At 61.6% G+C, this 17,139-nt stretch carries 17 protein-coding genes; 9 read left to right on the forward strand and 8 right to left on the reverse strand.

The window, feature by feature from the left end; all coding sequences use genetic code 11:
- Window positions 1–37 precede the first annotated feature (37 nt).
- Window positions 38–1,117, reverse strand: a complete 1,080-nt coding sequence (gene hrcA, locus PMI07_RS02745; RefSeq protein ID WP_007763362.1) for a heat-inducible transcriptional repressor HrcA — start codon at window positions 1,115–1,117, stop codon at window positions 38–40.
- A 176-nt stretch (window positions 1,118–1,293) separates the two neighbouring features.
- On the opposite strand from hrcA, the gene rph reads away from it, so the two are divergent.
- Genes rph through hemW form a run of 4 tightly spaced genes read left to right on the forward strand, consistent with a single transcriptional unit; the run spans window position 1,294 to window position 4,289 of the window.
- Window positions 1,294–2,010 carry a ribonuclease PH gene (gene rph, locus PMI07_RS02750; RefSeq protein ID WP_007763363.1) on the forward strand — a complete coding sequence of 239 codons (717 nt, stop codon included), beginning with the start codon at window positions 1,294–1,296 and terminating at the stop codon, window positions 2,008–2,010.
- An 18-nt stretch (window positions 2,011–2,028) separates the two neighbouring features.
- Window positions 2,029–2,436, forward strand: a complete 408-nt coding sequence (locus PMI07_RS02755) for a VOC family protein (RefSeq protein ID WP_007763364.1) — start codon at window positions 2,029–2,031, stop codon at window positions 2,434–2,436.
- An 8-nt stretch (window positions 2,437–2,444) separates the two neighbouring features.
- On the forward strand, window positions 2,445–3,089 hold the full coding sequence (gene rdgB, locus PMI07_RS02760; protein ID WP_007763365.1) for an RdgB/HAM1 family non-canonical purine NTP pyrophosphatase: 645 nt from the start codon (window positions 2,445–2,447) through the stop codon (window positions 3,087–3,089).
- 6 nt (window positions 3,090–3,095) lie between these two features.
- Entirely contained in the window at window positions 3,096–4,289 is a 1,194-nt protein-coding gene (gene hemW / locus PMI07_RS02765) for a radical SAM family heme chaperone HemW (RefSeq protein WP_007763366.1), read from the forward strand.
- Between the two features lie 11 nt (window positions 4,290–4,300).
- Here the strand turns inward: hemW and PMI07_RS02770 are convergent, their stop codons facing one another.
- The 6 genes from PMI07_RS02770 to mutM form a co-directional block, all read right to left on the reverse strand.
- The gene (locus PMI07_RS02770; RefSeq protein WP_007763367.1) at window positions 4,301–4,894 is read right to left on the reverse strand and encodes a class I SAM-dependent methyltransferase; all 594 of its coding nucleotides are present in this window, start codon (window positions 4,892–4,894) and stop codon (window positions 4,301–4,303) included.
- A 9-nt stretch (window positions 4,895–4,903) separates the two neighbouring features.
- Window positions 4,904–5,521: a LysE family transporter gene (locus tag PMI07_RS02775; RefSeq protein WP_007763369.1), complete on the reverse strand. Its 618-nt coding sequence runs from the start codon at window positions 5,519–5,521 to the stop codon at window positions 4,904–4,906.
- A 5-nt stretch (window positions 5,522–5,526) separates the two neighbouring features.
- Complete coding sequence (gene dnaA, locus PMI07_RS02780) at window positions 5,527–7,092, reverse strand: chromosomal replication initiator protein DnaA (protein ID WP_037085078.1); 1,566 nt, start codon at window positions 7,090–7,092, stop codon at window positions 5,527–5,529.
- A gap of 855 nt (window positions 7,093–7,947) precedes the next feature.
- Window positions 7,948–8,214 carry a 30S ribosomal protein S20 gene (rpsT, locus tag PMI07_RS02785; RefSeq protein WP_007763374.1) on the reverse strand — a complete coding sequence of 89 codons (267 nt, stop codon included), beginning with the start codon at window positions 8,212–8,214 and terminating at the stop codon, window positions 7,948–7,950.
- A gap of 189 nt (window positions 8,215–8,403) precedes the next feature.
- Entirely contained in the window at window positions 8,404–9,177 is a 774-nt protein-coding gene (locus PMI07_RS02790; RefSeq protein WP_007763377.1) for an enoyl-CoA hydratase, read from the reverse strand.
- A 49-nt stretch (window positions 9,178–9,226) separates the two neighbouring features.
- Window positions 9,227–10,105: a bifunctional DNA-formamidopyrimidine glycosylase/DNA-(apurinic or apyrimidinic site) lyase gene (gene mutM / locus PMI07_RS02795; protein ID WP_007763380.1), complete on the reverse strand. Its 879-nt coding sequence runs from the start codon at window positions 10,103–10,105 to the stop codon at window positions 9,227–9,229.
- A 152-nt stretch (window positions 10,106–10,257) separates the two neighbouring features.
- Between mutM and ubiE the strand changes: the two genes are divergently transcribed.
- The 4 genes from ubiE (at window position 10,258) to PMI07_RS02815 (ending at window position 14,909) form a co-directional block, all read left to right on the forward strand.
- Window positions 10,258–11,034: a bifunctional demethylmenaquinone methyltransferase/2-methoxy-6-polyprenyl-1,4-benzoquinol methylase UbiE gene (gene ubiE, locus PMI07_RS02800; RefSeq protein ID WP_007763383.1), complete on the forward strand. Its 777-nt coding sequence runs from the start codon at window positions 10,258–10,260 to the stop codon at window positions 11,032–11,034.
- 4 nt (window positions 11,035–11,038) lie between these two features.
- Window positions 11,039–12,601 (forward strand): 2-polyprenylphenol 6-hydroxylase, encoded by a 1,563-nt coding sequence (ubiB, locus tag PMI07_RS02805; protein WP_007763385.1) that lies wholly within the window; start codon window positions 11,039–11,041, stop codon window positions 12,599–12,601.
- A gap of 171 nt (window positions 12,602–12,772) precedes the next feature.
- Complete coding sequence (locus tag PMI07_RS02810; RefSeq protein ID WP_024163506.1) at window positions 12,773–14,146, forward strand: hypothetical protein; 1,374 nt, start codon at window positions 12,773–12,775, stop codon at window positions 14,144–14,146.
- A complete protein-coding gene (locus PMI07_RS02815; protein ID WP_007774596.1) occupies window positions 14,133–14,909 on the forward strand; it encodes a hypothetical protein in 777 nt (258 codons plus the stop codon). The genes PMI07_RS02810 and PMI07_RS02815 overlap by 14 nt, the downstream gene beginning before the upstream one ends.
- On the opposite strand, the gene PMI07_RS02820 is transcribed toward PMI07_RS02815, so the two are convergent.
- Window positions 14,906–16,108, reverse strand: coding sequence for an MFS transporter (locus PMI07_RS02820; protein ID WP_245277084.1), 1,203 nt, complete (start codon window positions 16,106–16,108; stop codon window positions 14,906–14,908). The genes PMI07_RS02815 and PMI07_RS02820 overlap by 4 nt on opposite strands.
- A gap of 158 nt (window positions 16,109–16,266) precedes the next feature.
- Here PMI07_RS02820 and PMI07_RS02825 point away from each other — a divergent pair, with 158 nt between their 5' ends.
- Entirely contained in the window at window positions 16,267–17,139 is an 873-nt protein-coding gene (locus tag PMI07_RS02825) for a LysR family transcriptional regulator (RefSeq protein ID WP_024163508.1), read from the forward strand.

The following is a 17,139-nucleotide window of genomic DNA, read 5'->3' on the forward strand; positions in this document are numbered from 1 at the left end:
GGCTTGGTGGGAAACTTGGGGGGCCCTCGTCGCGGATTCAGCGCGACAGCCTTGCAAGGAGCTGGGCCGTGTAGTCCACCATCGGCACGATGCGGGAATAATTGAGCCGCGTCGGGCCTATGACGCCGACGGCACCGACGATCCGGTCCTCGCCGTCACGATAGGGCGCCACGATGAGCGAGGAACCCGAGAGGGAAAACAGCTTGTTTTCCGAGCCGATGAAGATCCGCACGCCCGGCCCCTTTTCGGCGAGATCGAGGATCTCGATCAGGCTGTCCTTCTTTTCGAGATCATCGAAAAGCAGCCGCAGGCGATCGAGATCGGCGACATCCGCCAGACCTTCGAGCAGATTGGCACGGCCGCGGACGATGAGCTGGGTCGGCTTGCCTTCCTCGCTGTCGCCCGACCAGACCGCAAGACCGCGTTCGACCAGTTCCTGCGAGAGCGCATAAAGCTCGCCCTGTACCTGGTCCTTGAGTGTCTTCAGTTGGCCACGCAGTTCCGGCAGCGTCTGGCCGCTCAGATGGGCATTGAGGAAATTCGCCGCCTCTGTCAATTGCGACGACGTTACGCCAGCCGGAAGTTCGATGATGCGGTTTTCCACCTGGTTATGATCGCCGACCAGCACCGCGAGCGCCTTGGTCGGCTCCAGGCGAATGAACTCGACATGCTTGAGCACCGGGTCGCTCTTGGTGGTGATGACGATGCCGGCGCCGCGCGAGACGCCCGACAGCATACGTGTTGCTTCGGCCATCAGGCTCTCGATCGGCTGATCGCGATCTGCAGGCCGGATCTGCCGGTCGATACTGGCGCGCTCCTCCGCCGACAGGTCACCGACCTGCATGAAGGCATCCACGAAAAAACGGAGCCCAGACTGGGTCGGCAGGCGACCGGCGCTGATATGCGGGGAATAGATGAGGCCGAGTTCCTCGAGATCGCTCATCACATTGCGCACGGAAGCCGGCGACAGCGATATGGGCAGCAGGCGGGAAAGATTGCGGGAGCCGAGCGGCTCGCCGGTTTCCAGATAGCTTTCCACGATGCGGCGGAAAATTTCGCGCGAACGATCATCGAGCACAGAGCCGCTGTCTCTACCCGTCGATGCGGAAAATCCCATCTAGACCTTCACCGTTCCGTTGATCTTTCGATAAAATATAGTCATTCGCCGCGGCTTCTCCAAAGGGAAAATCACAGCAGCCACAATCAACCGCCCTAGAAACGCACCGGGCCTTTTTCTTTGCAAAAGCCGGGCCGGGGCCGTAGAAGGCGGAAACAGAAATCCAGGAGTGAAACATGCGGCCTTCAGGCAGACAGTTGAACCAGATGCGCAAGGTCTCATTCGAGCGCAATTTCTCCAAACATGCGGAAGGCTCCTGCCTCGTGAAGTTCGGCGACACGCATGTGCTGTGCACCGCGAGCCTGGAAGAAAAGACGCCGCCGTGGCTGCGCAACAGCGGCAAGGGTTGGGTGACGGCCGAATACGGCATGCTGCCGCGCGCCACGGGCGACCGCATGAAGCGCGAAGCCGCTAGCGGCAAGCAGGGCGGCCGCACCCAGGAAATCCAGCGCCTGATCGGCCGATCCCTGCGCGCCGTCATCGATCTCGAAGCGCTCGGCGAAAAGCAGATCACCATCGACTGCGACGTCATCCAGGCGGACGGTGGCACGCGCACGGCCTCGATCACCGGCGGCTGGATCGCGCTTTACGACTGCTTGAAGTGGATGGAAGCCCGCTCGATGACGAAGGTCGACAAGGTACTGAAGGACCACGTCGCCGCAATCTCCTGCGGCATCTTTGCCGGCCAGCCGGTGATCGACATCGACTATATCGAGGATTCGGCTGCCGAGACGGATGCGAATTTCGTGATGACCGGCACCGGCGGCATCGTCGAAGTGCAGGGCACGGCCGAGGGCAAGCCGTTCAGCCAGGAAGAGTTCCTGAAGCTGCTGGCTCTTGCTCAGGATGGTACCCAGGAACTGATTGCGATGCAGAAGCAGGCGATTGCCTGATATTGAAAGAGGTGCGGTTTGATCGAAGGCATTCTCGAAACCGCACTTTATGCCGATGATCTCGATGCCGCCGAAGCATTTTACGGCGGCATTCTCAGCCTTGAAAAGGTGCTGCGCGCCGGCAACCGGCATGTATTCTTCCGCTGCGGCCCGGGCATCCTGCTGATCTTCAATCCTGCGGAAACGATAAAGCCGCCTTCGACCGGCGCCTTGCCCGTACCACCACATGGCGCGACCGGACCCGGACATGTCTGCTTTCGCATGACGGGCGAGGCGATTGACTTGATCAAGGAAAAGCTCAACAAGGCAGGTATTGCCATCGAAAGCGATTTCTGCTGGCCGAACGGTGCCCGCTCCATCTATTTCCGCGATCCGGCCGGCAACAGCCTGGAATGCGCAGAGCCCAGGCTCTGGAATATCGAATAGGAATTGTCATGCGCAAGCTCGAGACCAAGACCATCGTCGTCGCCAGCCACAATGCCGGAAAGATCCGCGAAATCGCCGAACTGATCGGTCCATTCGGCTTCTCGGCGAAATCCGCCGCGGAGCTGAAATTCGAAGAGCCTGATGAAACCGGCACGACATTCGAAGAAAACGCGGCGATCAAGGCTCTCGCCTCTGCCAAAGCCTCCGGTCTTCCTGCCCTGTCGGACGATTCCGGCATCGTTATCGACGCGCTCGATGGTGCACCGGGCGTCTACACTGCCAACTGGGCGGAGCGCGAGGATGGTAGCCGCGACTTTCAGATGGCGATGGAAAAGGTCGAGAAGGCGTTGGAAGAGCGCGGTGCGACGAAGCCGGAACAGCGCAGCTGCCGCTTTGTGAGCGTGCTCTGCCTCGGCTGGCCGGACGGACACACGGAAATGTTCCGCGGCGAGGTGGAAGGCACGGTGGTGTGGCCGCCGCGCGGCACCCAGGGTTTTGGTTATGACCCGGTCTTCCAACCGGAAGGTTATGAGACTACGTTCGGTGAAATGAGCAGTGATCAGAAACATGGCTGGAAACCCGGCGAACCGGAAGCGCTGTCGCATCGCGCCCGTGCCTTCAAGCGTTTCGTCGAAACCTGCCTGGAGGCTTGAGGCGCTTTGAATTCAGCCGCTCCTCTTCTGCGCGATACGCTTCTGCCTGATACAGGCGAGCCGGGCTTTGGCGTCTATGTGCATTGGCCATTCTGCGCGGCCAAATGCCCTTATTGCGACTTCAACAGCCATGTGCGCCACCAGCCGGTGGACCAGCCGCGCTTCACCGCCGCCTTCCTCAAGGAAATGGAAGTGATGCGGCGCATGAGCGGGCCAAAGACCGTGACCAGCGTCTTCCTCGGCGGCGGTACGCCGTCGCTGATGGACCCTGCGACGGTTTCGGCGATCCTCGACGGCATCGCCAAGCACTGGCATGTGCCTGACGGTATCGAGATCACCATGGAGGCCAATCCGTCCAGCGTCGAGGCGACACGCTTCCGCGGCTATCGCGACGCGGGCGTCAACCGCGTCTCGCTAGGCGTGCAGGCGCTCAACGACCCGGACCTCAAGTTCCTCGGCCGGCTGCATGACGTTGCCGACGCCCTGAAGGCGATCAGACTGGCGCGGGACATCTTTCCGCGCATGTCCTTCGATCTCATCTATGCCCGGCCGAAACAGACGGTCGAGGCCTGGGAAGCGGAACTGAAGGAAGCGATTTCCTACGCGGTCGACCATCTGTCCCTCTACCAGCTCACCATCGAGGAAGGCACGCCCTTCTATGGCCTGCACAAGGCCGGCAAGCTGATCGTGCCGGACGACGACCAGTCGGCGGCACTCTACGAGGCGACACAGGAGATTACCGAGCGGTTCGGCATGCCGGCCTACGAGGTTTCCAATCACGCCCGGCCCGGCGCGGAAAGCCGCCACAACCTGACCTATTGGCGCTACGGCGACTATGCCGGCATTGGCCCCGGCGCCCATGGCCGCCTGATGCGCGGCAGGAACAAGATCGCCACCTCCACCGAGCGGCGCCCGGAAGCCTGGCTGGAACAGGTGGAACGCATCGGCCATGGCATGCTGGACGAGGAAATCCTCGGCTACGACGAACAGGCCGACGAATTGTTGCTGATGGGCCTGCGTCTGCGAGAAGGCGTCGACCTCGCCCGCTGGCAGCAGCTTTCCGGCCGCGATCCGGACCCGATCCGCGAAGAACGGCTGCTGGAATACGGCTTCATCGAGCGGCTCGGCAATTCGCGGCTACGCTGCACGCCGTCCGGCATGCTGATCCTTGACGCCGTGGTGGCCGATCTCGCCTGCTGAAAGTCCGGCGCTTAAGCTTTTACCGCCAGGACATGCAGCCAGTCGGTCGGCTTCTTGTCGTAGCCGCTGCCTTGCACCTCATCGATATCGACAGAGGCCCAGGCGAAAGTCTCATAAGCCGCACTTAGCCATGCCTTGGACGGGTAGTTGTAGTAACGTCCGAGGCCGTCATGGCCTTCCGCTTCTCCTGCCTTGAAGCTCGCATAGAAGACACCGCCCGGACGCAGGGCCTGGTGGATACGGCCGAAGATGCCGCCGAGCTCCACCCGCGGCGCATGCAGCAGGCAGGCGTTCGCCCAGATGCCATCGAAAGCCGAGACCGCATCGATATCCCCAAAACGCAGCACGCTGACCGGCCTGCCCAGATGTTTGGCGGCCTGCTCCGCCATTTCGGGCGTGCCATCCGTCGGCGTGACGTCAAAGCCCCGCTCGATCATCACCGCGCTATCCCGGCCGCTACCACAGCCGAGTTCCAGGATCACAGCGCCGGGCGCAAGTTTTGACAGGAAGACATCGAGGCGGCGTGTACTCGGCGCAGAATTGGCCGCGTAGGTCACCGCGTTTTCGCTATAAAAGCTGGCCGTCGGATCCTTCTCGGTGGCCATTCGCAATCCTCAGCGCTGCGACATCAGCAGTTTGGTACCGAAACCGACAAAGACCATGCCGACGCCGAGATCGATCTTTTTCTTCGCCTTCAGATAGGCTGCTGCCACCGTGCGATGTGTGATCAGCGCGACCAGGAAGGTATAGTAGATCGTCGAGACGGTGACCATGACCGCAATCGCCGCCAGGCCGTACAGGAAAGGCGTGCCGACCGGCATGGTGGCGGCAAAAAGACTGGCCACGAACAGCGCCGATTTCGGATTGGCGAGATTGGTCGCCAGCCCCATGCGGTAGGCAGTCTTGAGCGGAACCTCGATCCGTGCCGTCACGATATCAGCCGACTGGCGCGTTTTTCGTGCGTCGAGGAATATCTTCAATCCGAGCCAGACGAGATAAAGCCCGCCGATAATCTTGAGCGCCACATAGGCAAAGGGAGCGGCCTGGAAGAGCGCGTTGATCCCCAGCCAGCCGGCAAATCCCCAGCAGAGCGTGCCGGTGATTGTCCCCATCGCCGCCAGGATCGGCACGCGTCGCGGAGCGGTCAGCGCATAGCGCATGACCAAAAGCGTATTGGGCCCTGGCGTTATGCACGCCACGGCCCAGATTGTTGCGACAGAAAGTAGAAACATATATTTTAAGCGTTGTTCTCGTTGATCAGCCGTTTCAAGAGTTCTACCTCGTGGCTGAGCTTCGTGTCACCCGAAATCAGTTCCTCGATCTTGCGGACCGCATGCAGGACGGTCGTGTGATCCCTGCCGCCAAAACGGCGGCCGATCTCCGGGAAGGACCGCGGTGTCAACGTCTTCGACAGATACATGGCGATCTGGCGCGGCTTGACGATGACGCGGGTGCGGCGGTTCGAGACCAGTTCCTGGCGCGACACATTATAATGGCGGGCGACGATGCGCTGGATGTCCTCGATACGGACCCGCTTGGCTTCGCCGGCACCGACCAGATGCGCGAGCAGTTCATCGACGCGCTCGATCGAGAGCGAAGGCTCGAAGGAACGGCGGAACAGCAGCTGGTTGAACGCGCCTTCCAGCTCGCGACCGCTGGCGGTCACATTCCGAGCCACGTGGCTCAGGATTTCCGCAGGGATATCGAGCGACGGGTCGTCCTGACGGGCAGTCGCAAGACGGCCCTTGATCATCTCGAGACGCATTTCATAGTCCGGCGCCTCGACTTCGATCGCCACCCCACCCTGCAAGCGCGAGCGGACGCGCGGATCGAGCGATTCCAGCTCCCAGGGCGCACGGTCGGCGGCAACCACCACCTGTTTGGCGCTGTCGAGCAGCATGTTCAGAAGATGGCAGAACTCGTTCTGGATCATCTTGCCCTGCAGGAACTGCATGTCGTCGATGATCAGCAGGTCGATATTGCGCAGCGAGTCCTTCAGCGTCAGCGCGTCATTGTCGCGGATCGCGGTTGCAAAACGCCACATGAAATATTCCGCCGTGAGATAGACGACCCGCGGCATGCGCTCGCTGCCGACCGCCGCATTGGCAATCGCCTGCAGAAGATGCGTCTTGCCGAGGCCGACACCCGAATGGATGAAGAGCGGATTGAAACGAACCGCGCTGGCGCCGGCTTCAGCGATCGTCTTGGCTGCCGCAAGTGCTACCCGGTTCGACGGGCCTTCCACGAAGGTATCGAAGGTGAAGCGGCTGTCGAGCGGTGAGCCGAACAGCGGGCCTGGAACATTGGCCGAACGCGCAGGAGAAGCTGACGGCAGCGGGAAAGCGGCAATCTTGCCGATCTCGCGGGGACCCTGAGTGCGTGGGAAGGATGCAGCAACTGCCGGCTCCGGCACAAGACTGCGCTCTTCTCCTGCTACAGGTGCCTTGGTGCTGCGGCTCGCGCTGCGGACCAGGATTTCCACCTTCAGGATCTCCGCGTCTTCCGCCTGGAATATGGTGGTGATGAGATCGAGGTAACGGTTGTTGATCCAGGACTTCAGAAACGTCGTCGGCACTGTGAGCCGAACAACACTCTTTGAGACGGAATGCAGCTTCAAACGTCCGAACCAGCTTGCATAAACATCCTGGCCGACCTGTGCCTTCAGACGCGCGCTAAACCGCTCAAAAAGAGCATCATGCTTCATTTCCGTCGTTTCCCCTGCCGCCTGGGAGCAACTTGGATCAAATGCCTGCCGCGCGTGGTCCCCATTACCTGCACGGGCTGAGATAGTATTCATATGCATAATTCGCCGCCTTCCAAAATCTCGTCGCCTGGCGGTTCTCGTTAACGCCGCCAGAACAAACTTCGTTTCAAGGCATAGCAAACCATTCCCAATCATTGAGAACCGTCGCCGCCCGTCCCCTTTTAAAAACTCTCTCTCGTCCTCGCAGCCGATCAAAAGTCCCGCCCAGCCCGCCTCGTAAACGGTCTGCGCTTGCAGGAGCCACCCCGCATAAACGAACGCCCTCATCCTCATCATGAGCCGTCCGAACCTCTTCCACCTCCTTCATCCGGATACCGGACCGGATCGCATTGACAAAAACCGACCGTTTCCGGAAATGCCAATTTCCGGACCGCAACCGATGGTTATCAGGAAAACGGGCGAGTTGATCCCGTTGCAAAGGGCAAAAGTCTACCAGCCGTCGTACACATGACGGTTATCGGCAGCCCTTTGAAGTAATCCCCGCGCCCCTTGCTGAAGGCCATTTAGGCAGGATCAAATGCCAAGATCAATGATGAATTTTACGCAAAATTAAGAGCCGGGCGTTGACTCCGCGAGCGTGATTTGAATGTCACAGAGCCATTCATGGAGAATCGCTGTTGAATCAATGGGATTCAAAAAGGACATACATTCTGAACGTTTGTTCACAGAAAAAATAAAAATGTTCTTGACTCGACCTGGGGGCTTTTAGCCATCACCAAAGTCACCCACAGACTCACAGACCTCCCACAACGCACTGATTTCACTGACTATTTTCTGTCACGCAGGTGACACGAAATTGTTAATGAGCCGGATAAATATAAGGAGGCCTGAGAGAATCACAAAAAGCCCGGTCGAAAGGACCAGGCTTCATTATGATACAGTTTGTGAAATTAATTAGGCCGAAAGGGCCTTCACACGTGCAGCAAGACGGGACACCTTGCGGGATGCCGTGTTGCTGTGAAGCACGCCCTTGGAAGCGGCGCGCTGGATCTCCGGCTGGGCAGCCTTGAGCGCTTCGGCAGCGACGGCCACATCGCCCGTAGCGATAGCTTCCTCGACCTTGCGGATGAAGCCGCGAACGCGCGAGCGGCGGGACTTGTTGACTGCGGTACGGCGTGCGATCTTGCGGGTCGCCTTTTTCGCCGAAGTTGTATTGGCCATTTCATGCCTCTCTACGAATTCGAACCAAACTCCGCCGTTGCCGCGCCGGTCCTTGCGACCATCAATCCAGCAATTCGGGAGCAATAGAGGAAGCCGTGATCAGGCTTTCCCAACTGTGGGCGGGCATATAACCGGAATACCCGCCCCAGTCAACGCGCATTTTGGCGGATGGCCAACCCCTTTTGCGATCTAGCGGTTCGAGAACTGTGCTTTGCGCTTTTCCACGAAGGCCGCCATGCCTTCCTTCTGGTCGGCGGTCGCAAACAGCGAATGGAAGAGCCGGCGTTCGAAACGCAGACCTTCGGCAAGTGTCGCCTCGAAAGAACGGTTGACGGCCTCCTTGGCCATCAGCACCGCGGCGCGCGGAAAGGAAGCGATCTTCGCGGCCGCCTCGACCGCCTCGTCGATCAGCCGCTCCGGCGAAACGATGCGCGACACGAGCCCTGCCCGCTCCGCTTCCGCCACATCCATCATCCGACCAGTCATGACCATATCCATCGCCTTCGCTTTGCCGACGGCGCGGGTCAGCCGCTGCGAACCGCCCATGCCCGGAATGACGCCGAGCGTGATCTCCGGCTGGCCGAACTTTGCGGTTTCCGAGGCGATGATGAAATCGCACATCATGGCGAGTTCGCAGCCGCCGCCGAGCGCAAAGCCGGAGACCGCGGCGATCATCGGCTTGCGGGTGGCGGCAATCGCCTCCCAGCCGGAAATAAAGTCGTTCACATAGGCTTCGACGAAATCGATGCCCTGCATTTCCTTGATGTCGGCGCCGGCGGCAAAGGCCTTTTCCGAGCCGGTGAGCACGATCGCACCGATCGCCTCATCCTTGCCGAATGCGGCAAGCACTTGCGTCAGCTCGGCCATGACAGTCGAATTGAGCGCGTTCAGCGCCTTCGGGCGATTGAGAGTGATGAGCGCGACGGCGCCCCGAGTTTCGGTCAGCAGGGTTTCGTAGCTCATCTGGTGTCTCCTCTTTATGCTTCTGGCAGCGGTTATTTCTGGCAGCAGGTTATTTCTGGCAGGTGGGGCAATAGAAGGTGGAGCGGCCTGCCTGGGTGATGCGCGCGACGGTACCGCCGCAGCCGGGCGTGCGGCAAGCCTCGTCTTCCCGGTCGTAAACGGAGAAGGAGTGCTGGAAATACCCGAGCGAGCCATCCGTCTGGATATGGTCTCGGAGCGATGACCCGCCGGCGGCGATCGCATCGGCGATCACCTCGCGGATCGACTGATTGAGCAGGATCAGTTCCTTGTTCGGTCTGCCGGTCTTGGTCACGACGCTCCCCGAAGCCCGGGTCGGGAGCAGATGCGAACGCCACAGCGCCTCGCAGACATAGATATTACCGAGACCGGCGATCACCGTCTGGTCGAGGAGCGCCCCCTTGAGCGGCTGGCTCTTGCCCGCCAGCCTGCCCGCCAGGTAATCGGCATCGAGCGCATTGCCGGTCGGCTCCGGTCCGAGTTCGGCGAAAGCCGGGTAAAGATCGAGCTCGCTGCGCTTCCACAGCTGCATGAAGCCGAACCGGCGCGGGTCATTATAGATGACGCGCAGCCGCCCTTCATTGCGCTTCAGATGAAAGGCCACGTGATCGTGCTTCTGATCCTTCGAACGCGGATGATGGAATTCGCCGGGGATTTCGTTCTCTATCCGAAACGATCCCGACATGCCGAGGTGGCTGATCACGGTCAGATCGTCCTCCAGGTCGATCAGCAGGTATTTGGCGCGTCGGCCGAGCGAGATGATGCGGCGCTCCTCCACCGCTTCGGCAAAATTCTCCGGCAACGGAAAGCGCAGGTCCGGACGATTGAGTTCCAGCCTTGCGATCACGGCGCCTTCCATTGCCGGGGCGAGACCGCGCCGGACGGTTTCCACCTCTGGCAATTCGGGCATGATTGACTAACTTCCTGTTTCAACGATATCGCGCCTGGTCTATAGACCGGACCGGATGTCGCACCCATCTTATGAATACGCGCCACAGATAGCGCGGGATGCGCGACTTCGCTATGGTCGCCGACCAGAAGAGAGACGTTAGGAGTTCGCCGATGACCGAAGCCCGTACCAGCGCCGACGGCGGGATGGAAACATCCTATGGCTTCCGCAAGGTCGCGGATGGCGAGAAGCAGGGCCTCGTCAACGACGTCTTCCACAAGGTCGCCAAGCGTTACGACGTGATGAACGACGTGATGTCGGCCGGCATGCACCGCGTCTGGAAGGATGCGTTGATCGCTTCGCTCAATCCGAGAAAGGATGCCGGCTACAAAACCCTGGACGTGGCCGGCGGCACCGGTGACGTCGCCTTCCGGATCGTCGAGGCTTCCGACCGTAAGGCGCACGTGACCGTGCTCGACATCAACGGCTCGATGCTGGCGGTCGGCGCCGAGCGGGCCGAAAAGAAGCATCTCTCGGAAAACTTGAGCTTCGTCGAGGCCAATGCCGAGTCGCTTCCCTTCGAGGCCAATTCCTTCGACGCCTATACGATCGCCTTCGGGATCCGCAACGTGCCGCATATCGATGTGGCGCTGCAGGAGGCCTATCGCGTGCTGAAGCGCGGCGGGCGGCTGCTGGTGCTGGAATTCTCCGAGGTCGAGATGCCGCTTCTCGAGCGCTTCTACGAGGAATGGTCGTTCAAGGCGATCCCGCGCTTCGGCAAGATGATCACAGGCGATGCCGAACCCTATCAATATCTGGTGGAATCGATCCGCAAATTCCCGAACCAGGAGAATTTCGCGGCGATGATCCGCAATGCGGGTTTTTCGCGCGTCACCTACACGAATTATACCGGCGGCATCGCAGCGCTGCATTCCGGCTGGAAACTCTGAACGCATGAGCACGATCGGCGCTTATTTCCGGCTTGCCCGCGTCGGCTGGGTCCTGGTGCGCGAGGGTGTGGTGTCGGCTCTGCCGACCCAGGACATGCCGCCTTCCGTCGGCCTCGTCAAAGCGCTGCTTGAGCCCTTGGCGCGGTTTCGCTCCAAGACGCAGGCGCGCAGCGAACGCCTGACCCGTGCCGTCGATCGGCTGGGGCCTTCCTATGTCAAGATCGGCCAGTTCCTTGCGACCCGCCCGGATGTGGTCGGCGTCGACTGGGCCGTCGATCTCGCCATGCTGCAGGACCAGATGGCCTTCTTCCCGACCGAGACCGCGAAATCAGCGGTCGAGGCATCGCTCGGCCGGACGATCGGCGCCCTCTATTCCTCCTTCGGCGAGCCGATTGCGGCCGCCTCGATCGCCCAGGTCCATCCTGGCGTCGTCAATGACAGGAAAGTGGCGATCAAGGTGGTGCGCCCGGGCGTGCGACAGCGCTTCGCGCATGACATCGAGAGCATGTATCTGTTGTCGCGCATGCAGGAACGCTTCATGCGCTCCAGCCGCCGGCTGCGACCGGTCGAGGTGACGCGGACGCTCGAACAGACCACCAAGGTGGAGATGGACCTGCGCCTGGAAGCGGCAGCGCTGTCCGAGATCGCCGAAAATACCAAGGACGATCCGGGCTTCAGAGTGCCGCTGGTCGATTGGGAACGCACCGGCCGCGACGTGATCACCATGGAGTGGATCGACGGCGTCAAGATGTCGGACCTGGCGGGGCTTCGCGCCGCCGGCCACCATCTCGAAAAGCTCGCCGAAGTGCTGATCCAGTCCTTCCTGCGCCATACGCTGCGGGACGGCTTCTTCCATGCGGACATGCATCCCGGCAATCTGTTCGTCGATTCCGCCGGCACGATCGTCGCGGTCGACATGGGCATCGTCGGGCGGCTCGGCAAGAAGGAGCGCCGTTTCCTCGCCGAAATCCTCTACGGCTTCATCACCCGCGACTACATGCGCGTCGCGGAAGTGCATTTCGAGGCGGGTTACGTGCCGGCCCATCACGACGTGGCGAGCTTCGCCCAGGCGATCCGCGCGATCGGCGAGCCGATCCACGGCCAGCCGGCCGAAACGATCTCCATGGCGCGGCTCTTGGCACTTCTCTTCGAGGTTACCGACCTGTTCGAGATGCAGACCCGTACGGAGTTGATCCTGCTGCAGAAGACCATGGTCGTGGTCGAAGGCGTGTCGCGCATGCTCGATCCGCGCTTCAACATGTGGAAAGCGTCCGAACCGGTCGTCGGTCAGTGGATCCGCGACAATCTCGGGCCGAAACGCATCGTCTCGGATCTGCGCGACGGCGTCAAAGCGGCCCTCAAACTTGCCGAAGCCCTGCCCGAGATTGCCGCCAAGACGGAGAAACTGCACCAGGAACTCGTGCATATGAGCGAGCACGGCCTGCGCTTCGATCCGGAGACGACGGAGGCGATCGGCAAGTCGGAAGCGCGCCACAACCGCTCCGGGCGCGTCGCACTCTGGATCATCGCGCTGTCGCTGCTTTATCTCGCCTTCACTCTCGGTTGAGCCGAGCGCGCCTTCGTCTAGCTCGTTGATGATGGAAACCCCTGCTTCACAGGGCTTTCCCCATATTGCAACTCTAAATCGGCCTTTATTCCGCCGAGTTCTCATTCTCTGTTAAGGAATACATTCCTTTTGGGCTTGGCCTTTTGGAATTTCGCCTAACGGAGACAGTTCATGGCGCTAGGCGCAACTCAACGCTTGCATGACGGTGTCGCTGCCGTCGAGACGATGACTCGTTTCGCGCTCGCCGTGCTGGCGCTTGCTTCCGGCGTCTACACCTATCTCGGCGCACGCAGCATTCTCGACGGGTCGCCGACAGCCGTATTCTTTGCGGCGGTCATCTACTCGGCCTCGGTCTCGGTCGGCATCTATGCCTTCTGGTCCTATATGGCGCGGTTCTATCCGCATGTGACGACCCGTGCCGGTCGCACGGCCATGCTCGGCGTCATGGCGATCGGCGCGGCGATGATCCTTGCGATGTCGAGCTGGCTGAATGCGGCAGCACTTGCCGGCTCCGCGGCCGTCGAGCAGCATCTTTCCGAGACGGTCGAGGACTACACGGCCGATCTCGACCGCGCCCACCAGAATGCGCTCGCGGCGCAAAGCCTGCTGCCGGATATCCAGCGCGCATCCGAACGTTTCTCCCAGCTTGCAGGCGTGGAACGGCAGTCCGGCTCGCTGACCGGCACGACCGGTTCGGGCAGCGTCGTGCAGCTTCTCAGCCAGATGTCGGCGCAGATGAAGTCGCTCGCAACCGGCATCAACGCCTCGCGCGAGCAGGTGAACGACCTTTTTGCTCAAGGCCAGAAGCGGCTGGAGACGATGCGCTCTCTGGTTTCCGCACCGGGTACGATCGAGCCCCGCGCCGACCAGTTCTCCACGGAAGCCGTGGCCCTGACCGGTGTCATCACCTCGCTGGCGCAGACTTCGATCGCGCCCTCGATCCGCCGCGCGGCGGACGACCTGTCGGTCGGGTTCATCGCGCCGGTCCCGGATGGAGGTGCTGCCGATCTCGTCAACCGCCAGAACCAGGTGATGGACACCGTCCGTACCTCGGTCACCGCACAATCCAAGGCGCTTGCCAAGGCCGCAGACGAGATCCTCGCCCGTCCGCCGGTTCAGGAACGCCGCTTCGTGCCGCTCTCGTCCGCTGAAGCCGTGCTGCATTATGCGCAGGACTTCATTCCCGCCTGGGCCGGGGCGATTTCCATCGACCTCCTGCCCGGCGTGATGGTGTTCATCCTGGCCACCGTCCATGGCGCGATCCGCCGCCAGGAGGAAGATCTGCCGTTCGCCGAACGGATCACCGCGGCCGAACTTCTGCGGGCGCTGGACGTACACCGCGCCGTCACCGCCAGCGGCATGAACATCGAACAGGCCGTCGCCAAGACGGAACCCGGAAGCGAAATGCCGGCACCAAGGACGGGCGTGGCGGCGGAGGCGGAGACAGAGCCTGGGCCTGGTTCAGAGCCCACCCCCGAGCCGAACAACATCACCGCCATCGACCTCAAATCACGCAGCCGGGACCGGACGCATGAGGATCGGTGAGGCGATCAGGAGGCTCGATGAGGGCGTGCTGATGCGCGGCGCCTTCTACATCCTGCTCTCGGCCGCCGCGGTTTTCCTCGTCGTCGATATTCGCGACATGACGGCGATGAACGCGGCCCTGCCCGGCTTCGATCCGATGCACGAAGACCAGCCGGTGCTGCCGCCGGCCTTGACCGAGGGCGTGCCGGCAGCACCTCCGGTACAGCCCGCCAGCCCCAGGGAAGTCCTGCGCAAGCCAATGACTTTCGAGCTCACCACAGGTGGCGTGCTGCTCGCCGAAGGGACGATCGATCCCGGCGCTACCGGCCGCTTCGCCAAGGAGATCGAGGCCCGCGGCGAATATGTGAAGACGGTAACGCTCAATTCGCCCGGCGGCTCGGTGGACGATGCGCTCGCCATGTCGAAGCTGATCCGCGACAGGAAGCTCGACACCAAGGTCGCGTCGAAAGCGCTCTGCGCCTCATCCTGCCCGGTCGTATTTGCCGGCGGCATCAGCCGTCTGGCGGAAAAGGATGCGGTGATCGGCGTGCACCAGGTGTTCAACGGAGCCAAGGACAGGCCTTCGGCAGAACAGGCTATGTCCGCCGCCCAGGCGACCACCGCGAAGGTCGCCCGGCATCTCGATCAGATGGGCATCGCCGCTGGGCTCTGGATCCATGCGCTCGAAACACCGCCGGACCGGCTTTACTATCTGACGCCGAAGGAAATGACGGATTTCAGGCTGACGACCGAGCTGCTCGCGACGGCGAAGAAGAAAATCTAGCGTCTCACCGCGATCCGTTTCGCCTGCAATGCGGCGAACAGCGAGAGGAGCAACATGACGCCAGTGAAGGCCGCGACCGCCCACCAGCCGTCAGCGCTCCAGAAATGACCGCCGAGCGAGCCCGCGACGCTGGAGCCTAGATAATAGCCCAACAGGTAGAGCGACGAGGCATGGCCTTTCGTGCCGCGCGCCAGCTTGCCGACCAAGGCACTCGCCACCGAGTGGGCCATGAAGAAGCCCGAGGTCAGAAGCACGATGCCGAGGATGATCAGCCAGAGTGGCGAGGCGAGCGTGATACCGACACCGGCAACCGCAACGAGCATGCCGAGCGGCATGACCAGGAAATGGCCGAAGCGATCGCCCAGATGACCGGCTGCCCATGAAGCGACAATGCCGAACAGGTAGACCGTGAAGATCAGGCCGAGTTCGGTCTGGTTGAGATTGTAGGGTGCTGCGACCAGCCGGAAGCCAGCGTAGTTGTAGATGGTCACGAAGGCGCCCATCATCAGGAAGGCGATCGCGAACAGAAGTGCGAGCGTCGGGTTCTTTAGGTGTCCGAGCCAGGCCTGGACATGGTAGCGCGTATCGGACTTGCGGGGCACGAAGTTGCGCGAGGGCGGCAGCAGGATCAGGAAACCGATCGCGGCAGCGATGCCGAGCACGCCCATGCCGGCGAGCGCCGGACGCCAGGAGAGATATTCCGCGAGCATGCCGGTGACGACACGGCCTGCCATGCCGCCGAAGGCATTGCCGGCGATATAGAGGCCCATCGAGGCGCCAAGCCCCTTCGGGTCGATCTCTTCCGACAGATAGGCCATGGCGACCGCCGGCACGCCGCCCAGCAGGAAACCTTCCAGCGCCCGGATGAACAGCAGCATGTACCAATCCGGCATGGCGGCACAGGCGATCGTACAGAGCGAGGCGCCGAGCAGCGAGACGAACATCAGGCTGCGGCGGCCGAAACGCTCGGACACGGCCGCTGCGCAGAAGATCGCCACGGCGAGAAAGCCGGTGGAGAGCGACAGGGACAGCGAACTGGACGCCGGGCTTACCCCGAATTCCTGCGAAAAGATCGGCATCAGCGGCTGCACGCAATAGAGCAGCGCGAAGGTCGAGAAACCCGAAAGGAAGAAGGCGAGGCTGGCCCGGCGATAGGCCGGCGTGCCGCGCACCAGAAACTGCTTTTCTCTTTCGTTCACAACGGAGTTTGCGAGATGGACATCGGGGGACGCAGGTGCGTCAACCCGGAGGTCGGCGGTGCTCGGCATGATGAGAAAACCTTTCGATAGACAAAAGGTAGCCAGCGGGTTTTGATTTGTCCAATATATGGAAAAGGCAATCTTGATAGGTTTCACATATGGAGCTCCGGCATATCCGATATTTCCTAGCCGTCGCCGAGGAAGGCAATTTCACCCGTGCGGCTGCCAAACTCGGTATCGCTCAACCGCCGCTCAGCCAGCAGATCCGTATCCTTGAAATCGAGGTTGGCGCCGTCCTGTTCCATCGCGTGCCGCATGGCGCGGAATTGACGGCGGCGGGCATCGCCTTTCTCGTCGAAGCCAAGGCCTCATTAGCCGCGGCCGACAATGCCATACTCGCGGCCAAGCGCGCGGCACGCGGCGAAACCGGCCGTCTGGCGCTTGGCTTTACGGCATCCGCGGCATTCAATCCCCTGGTCACCGGGGTCATCCGACGCTTCCGCAGCCAATGGCCTGACGTGGCACTGGCACTCAGCGAAATGAACAGCAACCTGCTGATGGAAAAACTGATCCGTGGTGAAATCGATGCCGCTTTCATCCGTCCCGGGCTTGAGGACCCAAAGGAAGTACGGCTGAAACGACTGCCGGACGAACCAATGCTGATCGCGTTGCCGGCGCACCATCTGCTGGCCAGAGATGCTCGCGTGCCGCTTCTGGCACTGGCCGGCGAACCCTTCATTCTCTTCCCCCGCACCGTCGGCCTCAGCCTCTACGACGATATCGTGCGCGGCTGCCGGGAGGCGGGCTTCGAGCTCAAGGTGACGCAGGAAGCGCCGCAGATCCCTTCGGTGGTCAACCTGGTGGCCGCCGATCTCGGCGTGTCGATCGTGCCTGCCTCGATCGCGAAACTGGCGATCGAGGGCGTCGTCTACCGGCCGATCGATGGCCCGCCGCTGATCGCGCGGCTGGGGCTCGCCGTGCTCAAGGCACAGCGCTCCCCGATCGCGCTCAATATGCTGGGCCTTGTCTGA

This window comes from Rhizobium sp. CF080 (genome assembly GCF_000282095.2).
Lineage (GTDB): Bacteria > Pseudomonadota > Alphaproteobacteria > Rhizobiales > Rhizobiaceae > Neorhizobium.